The sequence below is a fragment of the Paenibacillus konkukensis genome (genome assembly GCF_023523925.1).
Classification (GTDB): Bacteria; Bacillota; Bacilli; order Paenibacillales; family NBRC-103111; genus Paenibacillus_S; species Paenibacillus_S doosanensis.
On record NZ_CP027059.1, the window covers coordinates 6,686,118 to 6,698,117 of the forward strand.

10 protein-coding genes and 1 pseudogene are annotated in these 12,000 nt (G+C 54.0%); 8 read left to right on the top strand and 3 right to left on the bottom strand.

Features of this window, described 5'->3' with window-relative positions:
* The first annotated feature begins 13 nt into the window (after positions 1-13).
* The 4 genes from SK3146_RS29010 to SK3146_RS29025 all read left to right on the top strand — a co-directional run bounded on the left by SK3146_RS29010 (position 14) and on the right by SK3146_RS29025 (position 4,139).
* Positions 14-982 carry a carbohydrate ABC transporter permease gene (locus SK3146_RS29010; RefSeq protein ID WP_249862037.1) on the top strand — a complete coding sequence of 323 codons (969 nt, stop codon included), beginning with the start codon at positions 14-16 and terminating at the stop codon, positions 980-982.
* 253 nt (positions 983-1,235) lie between these two features.
* Positions 1,236-1,949: a response regulator transcription factor gene (locus tag SK3146_RS29015; RefSeq protein WP_249862038.1), complete on the top strand. Its 714-nt coding sequence runs from the start codon at positions 1,236-1,238 to the stop codon at positions 1,947-1,949.
* Positions 1,950-1,951: 2 nt separating this feature from the next.
* Positions 1,952-3,322, top strand: coding sequence for a sensor histidine kinase (locus SK3146_RS29020; RefSeq protein ID WP_249862039.1), 1,371 nt, complete (start codon positions 1,952-1,954; stop codon positions 3,320-3,322).
* Between the two features lie 265 nt (positions 3,323-3,587).
* Positions 3,588-4,139 carry a glycerol-3-phosphate responsive antiterminator gene (locus tag SK3146_RS29025; RefSeq protein WP_249862040.1) on the top strand — a complete coding sequence of 184 codons (552 nt, stop codon included), beginning with the start codon at positions 3,588-3,590 and terminating at the stop codon, positions 4,137-4,139.
* 8 nt (positions 4,140-4,147) lie between these two features.
* Here the strand turns inward: SK3146_RS29025 and SK3146_RS29030 are convergent, their stop codons facing one another.
* The gene (locus tag SK3146_RS29030; RefSeq protein ID WP_249862041.1) at positions 4,148-5,809 is read right to left on the bottom strand and encodes a glycerol-3-phosphate dehydrogenase/oxidase; all 1,662 of its coding nucleotides are present in this window, start codon (positions 5,807-5,809) and stop codon (positions 4,148-4,150) included.
* A 305-nt stretch (positions 5,810-6,114) separates the two neighbouring features.
* Here SK3146_RS29030 and glpK point away from each other — a divergent pair.
* Positions 6,115-7,598 (top strand): annotated as a pseudogene (gene glpK, locus SK3146_RS29035) (glycerol kinase GlpK).
* Positions 7,599-7,610: 12 nt separating this feature from the next.
* Positions 7,611-8,000 carry an SMU1112c/YaeR family gloxylase I-like metalloprotein gene (gene gloA2 / locus SK3146_RS29040; protein WP_249862042.1) on the top strand — a complete coding sequence of 130 codons (390 nt, stop codon included), beginning with the start codon at positions 7,611-7,613 and terminating at the stop codon, positions 7,998-8,000.
* 233 nt (positions 8,001-8,233) lie between these two features.
* Here the strand turns inward: gloA2 and SK3146_RS29045 are convergent, their stop codons facing one another.
* Both SK3146_RS29045 and SK3146_RS29050 read right to left on the bottom strand, forming a co-directional pair.
* The gene (locus SK3146_RS29045) at positions 8,234-9,040 is read right to left on the bottom strand and encodes a histidinol-phosphatase (RefSeq protein WP_249862043.1); all 807 of its coding nucleotides are present in this window, start codon (positions 9,038-9,040) and stop codon (positions 8,234-8,236) included.
* Between the two features lie 6 nt (positions 9,041-9,046).
* Complete coding sequence (locus tag SK3146_RS29050; protein WP_249862044.1) at positions 9,047-9,949, bottom strand: LysR family transcriptional regulator; 903 nt, start codon at positions 9,947-9,949, stop codon at positions 9,047-9,049.
* Positions 9,950-10,215: 266 nt separating this feature from the next.
* Here SK3146_RS29050 and SK3146_RS29055 point away from each other — a divergent pair, with 266 nt between their 5' ends.
* Both SK3146_RS29055 and SK3146_RS35075 read left to right on the top strand, forming a co-directional pair.
* On the top strand, positions 10,216-11,754 hold the full coding sequence (locus SK3146_RS29055) for an MDR family MFS transporter (protein WP_249862045.1): 1,539 nt from the start codon (positions 10,216-10,218) through the stop codon (positions 11,752-11,754).
* An 82-nt stretch (positions 11,755-11,836) separates the two neighbouring features.
* The gene (locus tag SK3146_RS35075; RefSeq protein WP_283942793.1) at positions 11,837-11,968 is read left to right on the top strand and encodes a hypothetical protein; all 132 of its coding nucleotides are present in this window, start codon (positions 11,837-11,839) and stop codon (positions 11,966-11,968) included.
* The last annotated feature ends 32 nt before the right edge of the window (positions 11,969-12,000 follow it).

The window sequence follows — 12,000 nt, forward strand, 5'->3', positions numbered from 1 at the left end:
GGAGGCGAACGGAATGCAAAAAATCGTAAGAGATATAAAAAACTCGCGCTTTGACGCTCACACCGTGAGCCGCTGGCTGACGACGCTGAAGCATTTGTTCATCGGCAAGGAAGCCGATAAAGGGTTAATCTTCCGGTTGTTCATGTATTTGATCCTCATCGACGTGGCCTTTATTTATATCAAACCGATTTTGTATATGATAACGACCATGATCAAGGATTCGTCGAACCTGCTCGATCCCGCCGTCATTTGGGTGCCGCGTTCGTTTTTTATGGGGCATCTGGAGGAAGCGTTCAGGCTGCTGAAATACAGCAGCGCGTTTTGGATCAGTATGACGGTTGCGTTGAGCGTCGCGGTGCTGCAGGTCATCTCCTGCGCAGTCGCCGGGTATGCGTTTGCGCGGCTGGAATTCCCGCTGAAAAAGTTCTGGTTCGTATGTCTGATCTTCACCTTCGTCATGCCGCCGCAGGTCACGATTTTGCCGTCGATCCTGCTGTTTAAGGACTTCGGGTGGATCAATACGTACTTGCCGTTGATCGTTCCGGCGATTTTCGGCCATGGCTTAAAGGGAGCGCTGTTCGTCATCATTTACAGGCAGTTTTTCAGCACGCTGCCGAAGGAGCTGGAGGAAGCGGCCAAGATGGACGGCGCCAGCGTCTTCCGGGTGTTCTTCCGGGTCATGCTCCCGATCTCCACGTCGGCCATCATCGTCGTCTTCCTGTTCTCCTTCGTATGGAACTGGAACGACTTCTATTATCCGACGATGTATATGTTCGGGGCCAAGGAAGTGCCGCTGTCGATCAGCTTGTCGCGTCTTGCCGCATCTCTGGCGGCGGAAGCCGAGCAGAGCGGTCCGAGCATCTTTGCCGAGCCGATCAAGATGGCCGCTTCGTTCCTGATCATTATGCCGGTGCTTGTCGTTTATATGTTTACCCAGCGCTGGTTCGTTGAGGGCGTAGAGCGTACGGGTCTGGTTGAATAGTTAGCGGAACTGGCAGCAAGGACGGATGAAAGCCTGACGGTGTTCAGGCTTTTTTTCGTTTGTTTTGAGAAGTGTGATGAAAACGCCGACTGCGCATGCGGAAACGACTTCCGATCGCTCTTGTCCCCCGACTTCTTGAATGGTTAACCCGTGAATAGGTTGAAATCGGGCACACTTTTGGGGATAGTAGGGAATTGTTTCTTGTCTAAAAAGGAATAGCCAAGTAATATGAAAAGATAGGGGGAATCACAGAATGCATATATTACTTGTGGAAGATGAACCTAAAATCCGCGAAGTTGTAACCGCTTATTTGAAGAACGAAGGCTGGGAGGTCGATTGCACCGCTAACGGGTTGGAGGCTGTGCAGCTGTTCGACGGCCGCGCGTACGATCTGGTCATTTTGGACCTGATGCTTGAGGGATTGCCGGGAGAAGAAGTATGCCGGCGCATTCGCGAAAAATCGGTCGTGCCGATCATTATGCTGACGTCCAAATCGCGGGAGAGCGATACGATAGCGGGACTGAACCTGGGTGCGGACGATTACATCGCCAAGCCGTTTCGGGTGAAGGAGGTCATTGCCCGCATTCACGCTTTAAGACGGCGCATTCATGCGTATAAGGCCGATCAGGCGAAGCCGGATGTGCTGACCTTCGACAGAGGCCAGATCGTGGTCGATTTGGAGGCGAATACGCTGCTCGTCCGCGGCGTTCATACGAATCTTACGACGACCGAATTCAAGCTGCTCAGCGTATTTACAAGCAAGCCGGGCAAAATTTGGTCGCGCAGCGATCTTTCCTATCATGTGCTGGGCTACCGGTTTCAAGGGGACAGCCGCTCGATCGATACCCATGTCAAAAACTTGCGAAAAAAAATCGAAGAGGATACGAAGGAGCCGCGTTACATATTGACGATGGTCGGCTCGGGATATAAATTTGCCGCCGAGCCCGATGCGAAGGAAACGGTCTGATTATGATTAGATTTTTGCGTAAAATGAATGTGATTCTATTTATTACTCTCCAAAGCTGCTTTATTCTTATCATTTCGATCGTCGCTTACGGTTACAGTTTTAACTGGCAAAATGTGTTTGACCGGTATCAGGAGGATCAGCTTAAAGTAAACGCTTTCAAATTAATTGACGACATAAGAAACGAGAACATGTCCGTAGGCCCGTACAATGAGGATCAGAAATCGTGGCTGACCCGCAGGGCGACGCTGTACGGGATTCTGGTCCGTTACGGGGAAGACCGGCGCAACATCTGGTTCGACATGTTTTCAAGAGTACAGAACGAGAAGGATCTGATTGTTCAGGAGTATCCGGTGGTGGCTAAAGGGGAAACGAAAGGGGTTTTGCAGGTCGGCTATTTGAAAACCGTCAACCAGATCGACCCGAACGTCGTCGCCTATCAGAAGATGATGCAGACGCGCTCGGCGCTGCTCTACGGCATCATTATCGTGATCTCGGTCATCGTCAGCTTCTTCGTGGCCCGGCTGCTCTCCGCCCATTTGGAGAGGCTGCAGGAGGCCGCTCATAAGATCCGGCTCGGCAATTGGGAAGTGCAGGCTTCGGTGAAAGGCCCCGAAGAAGTGCGCAGACTGGCCCTGACGCTCAACGAGCTGTCGCGGGAGCTGAAGAAGCAGGAGGATTGGCGTCATCATCTGATGGAAGATTTGACGCACGAGCTGCGGACGCCGCTGACGTCGATGCTCTCTCAGCTGGAGGCGATGATCGACGGCATTTATGAAGTCGACCTGGAATGGCTGCAGCAAATTTATGACGAGCTGATCCGCTTAACCCGGCTGATGAACGATATGGAGAAGCTGTCGGAGGCGGAAGCAGCGCGGTTTACGATTCATATCCGGCGTATTAACATGGTGCAGCTCACGCAAAACGTATACCGTAACTTTCAGCAGATGGCCCGCAGCAAAGGCGTCAAGCTGCAGTTCGTGCCGACCAATGCTCCTTGCTACGCGGAGGTGGACCGCGACAAAATGATCCAGATTATTTCCAACATCGTCTCCAATGCGATCAAATATACGAACGAAGGCGGGAAGGTGACGCTGGGCGTCGATTGGACGACAGATTCTACTATTATCTATTGCAAAGATACCGGAATCGGGATCAGCGAAGCCGATTTGCCTTATGTGTTCAACCGGCTCTACCGGGTGGACAAGTCGCGTTCCCGGTTCAGCGGCGGGGTCGGCTTGGGGCTGAGTATTGTCAAAGCTCTCGTCGAAGCCCATGAAGGCGAGATCGAGGTGACGAGCGAGCTGGGACACGGGTCGTCGTTTACAGTGACGATTCCGAACGTGTACAAGTCGCTGGAGCAGCAGCTGGCTTAAGTAGCGCGATGAAATCATGGCCCTTCTAGAAGCCCGGTGAAAAACGAGCGGAGGGGCCATTTGAATCTGGAAAAGCGTAAGCGTTCGCCTTTGAAAACGGATTCTCTCCACAAAAAAACGAGAAAATAATCCAAAGAATCCGTTTTCAACAGCGATTGGAGGATCAAATGGACGCCGCAGCGGACTTTTTCACCACCCTTTTAGAAGCGTGGCGAAAAGGCGGCCGCAGGTTACAGGTTGCAGGGAATGAGAAGGAGGCAGGCAAATGAATTTTTACGGTCAAAAGGTACTCCCAGCGGTGCGCAAGATGAGAGATTTGGAGCTGCTGCTCAAAAGCCAATTTACATATCTGGTGCTGCTCGATATTCATATCTCGCAGCTGTTAAGCATCGTTCAGCTGGCAAGAAGCCATCAGAAAAAAATGCTCATTCACGCGGATTTGATCCACGGGTTGAAAAACGACGAGTATGCGATCGAATTTCTATGCCAATCGGTCAAGCCCGCCGGCATCATCTCGACGAAGAGCGCGGCGATAGCGACCGCCAAGAAAAACAAAGTGCTTGCCATTCAGCGGCATTTTCTGCTCGATACGACGGCGTTGGAGACGACCTATAAAATTACGGCGAAGGTACAGCCCGATTATATTGAAGTGCTGCCGGGGGTAATCCCGCATATCATTGCAGAGATGAAAGAAGAGCTCGGCATTCCGATTCTTGCAGGGGGACTCATACGTACGGTGGAGGATGTGGAGATGGCCCTGAAGGCCGGGGCGGTCGCCGTGACGACCTCCCGGAAAGACATATGGGGCCACTATTAACGCGTTTGTTAAGCGAGCGGCTCTACCGCGTCGTGAAGATGGCGTTCGAGCTCGGACGCCTGCAGCTCGGCTTGCTCTTCAGTCCAGCCGAAGCGTTCGGCCATATAGCCGATCACCGGCTGCTTCCAGCTATGGACCGCTTGGATATTGAAGTACAGCGAGCCGGTGCGGCGAATGAAAAAGTCCAGCGGCGTTACGACCATCTCTTCGTCGATGCCGTACAGCAGGGAAGCGAACCAAGAGGCGGGCATGCCGTAACGCTTGGCTTCTTCCTGGTGTTTCCCGTACAGTTCGAAGACGCGGTCGATGTTGGAGCCGTAGCGCTGCACGAGCGTTCTGGCTTCGGCTTCGCTTAGTCCGATGCGGACGCCCTCCTGCACCTTGCTCTTGAGGAAGCCGGGGTAGCCTTGGGAGCCGCCGACATCTCCGCCGGACAGTTTGACGCGGTCGGTCGTGCAGCCGGGATACGAAGCATGGCCCTGCTGCTCAAGCTGGCTTGCCACCAGGTTGACGATGCGCTCCGCCATTTTGCGGTAGCCTGTCAGCTTGCCGCCGGCAATCGTGATCAGCCCCGACGGCGCGATGAAAATTTCGTCCTTCCGCGATAGCTCGGAAGGGGATTTGCCGTCTTCGTGGATGAGCGGCCGCAAGCCCGACCAGCTCGATTCGACGTCTTCCGGCCCCAGCTTGAGCGACGGGAACATGAAGTTGGCGGCGCGGACGATATAGTCGCGGTCTTCCACCGTCATCCGGGGATGGGCGATATCGCCCTGGTAGTTCGTGTCTGTCGTTCCGACGTACGTTTTGCCGTCCCGCGGGATCGCGAACACCATCCGTCCGTCCGGCGTATCGAAGTAAATCGCCTGCTTGAGCGGAAAGCGGCTGCCGTCAATGACCAGATGGACCCCTTTTGTCAAATGGAGCCGTTTGCCCTGCTTGGAGCCGTCGATTTCGCGGATCGTGTCGACCCAAGGGCCGGCGGCGTTGACGATCTTGTTGGCGCGGATTTCGAAGCGTTCTCCGCTCATCCGGTCCACCGCGCGGACCCCGACGATTTTCCCCTTGTCGTAAAGCAGCTCCTCGGCTTTGGCATAGTTCATCGCCTTCACGCCTCGGCGCACCGCTTCCTTCATCGTCTCGATCGTCAGCCTCGCGTCGTCCGTCCGGTACTCTACATAATAGCCTCCGCCCTTTAATTTATCCGTGCGCAGCAGCGGTTCCTTATTCAAGGTTTTTTCCTTCGAGAACATAATCCGGCGCTCTTTTTTGCGGACGCCGGCCAAATAATCGTATACGAGCAAGCCGACCGACGTCGCCAGCTTCCCGTACGTACCGCCCTCGATGATCGGCAGCAGCATCCATTCGGGAGTCGTTACATGAGGGGCGTTTTCGTATACGATCGCGCGCTCCTTGCCGACCTCGGCGACCAGCTTGAATTCCAGCTGCTTCAAGTAACGCAGTCCGCCGTGAATCAGCTTGGTCGAACGGCTGGACGTGCCAGCCCCGAAGTCCTGCATTTCGATCAGGCCGGTCGACATGCCGCGCGTCTGAGCATCCAGGGCGATGCCGGCTCCCGTGATCCCTCCGCCGATGACCAGCAAGTCCAACTGCTGACTGCTTAGGCTTTGTTTATGCTCCGCGCGATACACTCCTGAAAAACTTGTACTCATCTGAAATCAACCCTCTTCTTCGTTAGTATGCCTTCTGTCCGGATGACCGGGCCGCAACAAAAAAAGACCGATAACATGGCCTGGCCCCAAGTCCGAAAAACGGCTTGCAGCAAGGTATGTTACGGTCTACTCTTATTCTCTGACCAAATATTAACTTGTCATAGGTCTTGCATGTACTTGATTATTCGTATCATAACACGAGAGTGGAGAGGAATCAATACGGTTGACAGAGAAAATGTTCGTATGATAGATTTCAACTTGAAAACGGTTTAATCCGTCAGGCGAAGCGGCAAGGAGGAGAAAGGATGAGCACATCCCGTTATGTCGTTGCAATAGATCAAGGAACGACGAGCTGCCGGGCGATCGTCTTCGACCGTCAGGGAGCGATTGTTCGAACGGCGCAAAAGGAATTTACGCAGTTTTTTCCGCAATCCGGCTGGGTCGAGCATGACGCCGAAGAGATTTGGCAAACCCAGCTCGAAGTGCTGAAGCAGGCGGTGGAGACGATCGCGGTGGAGGATATCGCGGCTATCGGCATCACCAACCAGAGGGAAACGACGGTCGTATGGGATAAACGGACCGGCAAGCCGCTGCATCCCGCCATCGTCTGGCAGTGCCGCCGCACAAGCGCCATTTGCGACGAGCTCAGGGAGAGGGGCGCGGCCGCCGCGATTCAGAGCAAGACCGGGCTCGTGCTGGACGCTTATTTCTCAGGCACGAAGCTGAAATGGATTCTCGACGCGAATCCGGATATTCGGGAGAAGGCGGAGCGCGGGGAAGCGCTGTTCGGCACGATCGATACGTGGCTGATCTGGAAGCTGACCGAGGGCCGGCGCCATGTGACGGATGTATCCAACGCTTCCCGAACGATGCTGCTCAACATTCACACCGTGGAGTGGGATCGCGACATTTTGCAGGAGCTGTCCATACCGGCCGCAATGCTGCCGGAAGTATGCTCCTCCAGCGAAGTGTACGGACATACGACGCTGCTCGGGGAGCTGCCGGCATACCGATCGCCGGAGCGGCGGGCGACCAGCAGGCGGCGCTGTTCGGTCAAGGCTGCTTCAAGGAAGGGATGGCCAAAAATACGTACGGAACCGGCTGCTTCGTCTTGAAGCAAACGGGCGAGAAGCCGATTTTATCGCAAAAAGGGCTTATTACGACGATCGCGTGGAAAATCGGCGGCCAAGTATGCTATGCTTTGGAAGGAAGCGTGTTTAACGCCGGAACGGTCATTCAGTGGCTGCGCGACGGTCTGGGACTGATCGCCGACGCGTCGGAAACCGATGCGCTCGCTTCTTCCGTCGAGCATACGGAGGGTGTCTTCTTCGTACCTGCCTTCACCGGTCTCGGTACCCCTTATTGGGAGCCGGAGGCAAGAGGGATGATTACCGGACTGACTCGCGGCGCCTCTAAGGCGCATCTGGTGCGCGCGGCGCTGGAGTCGATCGCCTATCAGAGCGGCGAGGTGCTGCAGGTAATGGAGGAGGAATCCGGTATCCGGCTCAAGGAGCTGAGGGTAGACGGAGGTGCGGCCAAGAACGACTTCTTGATGCAGTTCCAGGCCGATCTGCTCGGAGTGCCCGTCGCGCGGCCGAAGACGATTGAGACTACGGCTTTGGGAGCCGCCATGCTGGCCGGCCTTGCCGTTGGCTTCTGGAAGGACGTGGCGGAGCTGGAGACGTTGAAAGGATTTGACCGCACGTTCGTTCCGCAGCAGGGCGAGGAGTTCAGAGAGCGGAGGATGGCGGGCTGGAAGCGGGCCGTTTCGTATCAAATCGGGAGTTGATTTTTACCTTATATGTTATCTATACGTAAAGTTCATCATGTAGCTATCATTTGTTCGGATTATACGGTGTCCAAACGGTTTTATACCGAGCTGCTCGGATTTCGGATCATTGAAGAGACGTACCGCGCCGAGCGGCAGTCCTATAAGCTCGATCTGCAAATAGCGGAGCATACGCAGATCGAATTGTTCTCCTTCCCGGATTGTCCGCCCCGGCTGCAGTACCCGGAAGCGAGAGGGCTGCGGCATCTCGCCTTTGAAGTAATCGATGTGGAAGCGTCCGCCGCATACTTGCGCGAGCAGGGCGTAGACGTCGAACCGGTCCGCGTCGATCCGGTGACCGGGAAGAAATATACGTTCTTCAAAGACCCGGACGACTTGCCGCTGGAGCTGTACGAAGCGTAGGCGGCGTTAGCCAAAAAGCCGAAAACTAAGGAAAGCCCGATTCTCCCAGCTCTGTGAAGAGCGGCAGAGCCGGGCTTTTTTAGTGAAATCGCTCCTCATTCGGCAATATCGAACTCAAAATGCAGCGTTTGTCTCAATGCATACGGCGGAAGGGGGAGGGTCAGCTGCCTATCCGTCCGCACGCAAAAAGGCCGATTCCCCGCAAGGAATCGGCCCCGAATCTGCTTTATGAATTACAACGGCACGATCTGCCGCTGTTTTTGCTTGAAATAAACCCACTCTTTGAAGCCGATTTCCTTCAGCCGCCGGCTCACCAGCTCCCAGTCGTCCCCGACACGTTCCGGCTTATGGGCGTCGGAGCCGAAGGTGACGCGAACGCCGTAATGGTTGGCGCGCTCGAGCACCGCGTCGATCGGATACCAGCCGCCGCAATCTTTGGTTTTGCCGGAAGTGTTAATCTCTATAGCGACATCTTGCTCGGCGATGATTTGCAGCGTTTTATCCACGGCATTGGTAGGGATGTCCGAGAAGGCCGGATAGAAGCCGCGCATCGCATCGATATGCCCGAGAATTTGGAACATGCCGCTGCGGGCCGACTGCGCGATCAGATCGTAATAAATCTCTTTTTGCTCGATTTGTTGCCGGTCGGTCAGACCATCCCAGCGCTTCCTGTTAAAAATACTGACACCGCCTGATAGATGAACGGAGCCGATAAGATAATCAAAAGGGTATTGTTCGTAAACGCTGCGGTAGACGTCGGCATGCTCCGGGAAAAAATCGGATTCGCAGCCCAGCAGCACGTCGATTTTACCGGCGTACTCCTGCTTCAGCTTCAACACTTCCTCCACATAGCGGGCGAATTCGCTCTTGGCCATTGCGATGCCGGGCTGCTCGTGGTCCGCGTCGCTGGCAAAATACGGCGAATGGTCCGAGATGCCGATCACGGACAAGCCGCTGCTGATCCCCGCCTCGATATAGTCGCGGATCGTGCCCAGCGCATGTCCGCAGCGTTCATGATGAGTATGCAAATCGAATTTCATTTCACGTCACTCCGATCCTATAAATTGGATTTCCTGCATGCCTTTCAAATCGAGCAAAAATTGATGCAGCGCCGAGCTCAAATACCGCCCCGACTTATAAACGACGCCGACGGGATGACTGATTTCCAGCTCGTTGACTTTGATCATTTTGAGCGTTCCGAGCCTGAGCTCCGTCGCGATCGACATCTTGGAAATAATGGCCGCGCCGAGATTCAATTCGACCATCCGCTTTACTTCCTCGCTGCTTGACAGCTCCATGACAATTTGCGGAGCAAGATTCAGCTGTTTGAAAATTTGATCCACGAACCGGCGGCCGGCCGTCTCCGGCGAAAGCATAATGAGCGGAATATCTTGAAGCTTCTCGATCGGAATATGCTGAAAGCGGCTCAGCGGGTGCTGCGGGGAAACGACAAGCTCGAAGGTGTCGTAATAAAGAACCGAGCTCTCCAGCGCCGGATGCTTCTCAAACAAGTATGTAATGCCGATATCGATCGTTCCGTTCTCGACGCTCTGCATAATTTGCGACGAAGTCATCGAATGAATGGTCGTCTTAATCAAAGGGAACTGGTTTTGGAAGTAGGACAACACCCGCGGCAAAATTTGAATCGCAATCGAAGTCGTCGTTCCAAGATGAATATGTCCCTGCGGGGTTTGATTCAAATCAGCCAAACGCTGCTTTAAGTCTTCCACCGTTTGTAAAATCAGCTCCGCATGCTCGAGGAATACCCGTCCGCTGTCGGTCAGCGTCACCGGCTGATTACGGTCGATCAGTACGGTTTTAAATTCATCCTCCAAGCTTTTAATTTGGGCGGATACGGCTGGCTGCGTCAGGTTGAGGACTTCACCGGCTTTGCGGAAGCTCATCGTTTTGGAAATTGTGAGCAGCGTCTCCAGTTGGTTTAAATTCAATGACCGGATCCTCCTCTCCAAAAAGGGGCTAAACTACTGCGAGATTAGCATCATCAAAATAGATTTAATTTATCAGCTTTACAAAAAATATAAATTCCTTTTCTTGAAATATATTTTCATTATATGACACTTGATGCCGGGGATCAAACGAAAAGTAGTTTGGCACTAAAATAGTTGATTATGTAAATAAATAAGTCACTTGATTAATACTCAAATTTGAATATAATAATTTAGTGTAATCAAACTTGAGGGAATGAGGGGAAATTATGCCGCCTAAGAAATCCAACGTCCGTTGGACGATTGCCGGTCTTATGCTCGGGCTGTTGCTTGCAGCGCTGGACCAAACTATAGTATCCACCGCCATGCCGACGATCGTCGGCAAGCTGGGAGGACTCGATCAATTCGTATGGGTGTTCTCCGCCTATCTGATCGCCAATGTCGTATCGATGCCGATCTTCGGCAAATTATCGGATATGTACGGCCGAAAATTATTTTTCCTGCTTGGGCTGGCCGTATTCATGATCGGCTCCGCATTGTGCGGTATGTCGACCACGATGTTCGAGCTTATCGTGTACCGCGCCATTCAGGGGATCGGGGGCGGTGCGCTGATGCCGATCACCTTCGCCATCGTCTTCGACTTGTTTCCCCCGGAGAAGCGGGGCAAGATGCAGGGGCTGTTCGGCGCCGTATTCGGCATCTCCAGCGTGCTCGGACCGCTGGCGGGAGCTTATTTTACAGACAATGTCGACTGGACGTGGATCTTTTATATTAATCTGCCGCTCGGAGTCATTTCCTTCGTTCTCATCGCGCTGTTCTATCACCCGGTGCTGGCGACGAATCGCAATCAAAAAATCGATTGGCTCGGCACGGTCACGTTCGCCGCTTCGATTTTATGCCTGATGTTCGCGCTGGAGCTGGGCGGCAAGGAATTCGCCTGGAACTCGCTGCAAAGCTACGGGCTGTTCGCCGGCTTTGTTCTGCTGTTCCTGCTGTTCCTGCTGGTTGAATCGCGGGTCGCCTCACCCGTCGTGCCGCTGCATCTGTTCCGCAACAAGCTGTTCAGCGCCAGCATGGCAACATGCCTGCTCTACGGCGCCATCATGATCGCCGCCGCTTCGTATATTCCCCTGTTTATCCAAGGAGTATTCGAAGGCTCGGCTACGAGCGCCGGCCAGGTGCTCACGCCGATGATGCTCGCCGTCGTTGTGAGCAGCACGCTCGGCGGCCGTTTTATCGGCAAAACGAGCTACCGCAACATTATGCTCGTCTCCGCCGTACTGCTCATTATTGCGACTTCTTTGCTGAGCACGGTATCGGTTGAAACGCCTAGGTGGTCTATCACGATGTATATGATTTTCATGGGTCTGGGCATCGGGATGTCGTTCCCGGTTACCTCCATGTCGTCTCTGCATAACGTCAGCCCGCAGCTGAGGGGGATCGTCACCTCGCTCGTCAGCTTTTTCCGTTCGATCGGCTCGGCTATCGGCGTTACCGTGCTCGGGGCTGTGCAGGCGGGCGCTTTGAAGTCGAAGCTTGCCGAGCTGATGCCGAATTCGGGGCTCGCCGCGAAGCCGATCGATCCGCAGGCGCTGCTGCAGCCGCAAGTGCGGGCATCGATCCCGGGTCCCGAGTTGCAGAATATGATCGCGGGTTTGGCCGATTCGATCGCTTTTGTATTTCTATGCGCCATCTTTATGGCGGTGGCAGGGTTTCTTTTCATCCTTCTGATGGGCAAAGCGAAGATGGAAATCCCGTCCCGCAGCCAGCAGAGCCTGCGCAAGGAGCAGGCCGCTTCCGAGGTCTAAAAGGGCGGTGAAAAACGCGGACTTCGCATGAGAAAGCATCTTCCGATCGCTCTTGTCCCCGGATTTCTTGAAGGGTTAACCCATGAAACGGTTGAAATCCGCAGAAAAACGAAAAAACAATCCAAAAAATCCGTTTTCGACAGCGATTGGAGGATCAAATGGACGCCGCAGCGGACTTTTTCACCGCCCTTCTAAAGAGCAGGTTAATGCCTGACGGTTTTCGAACTCAACATAGAGCAGTCATTT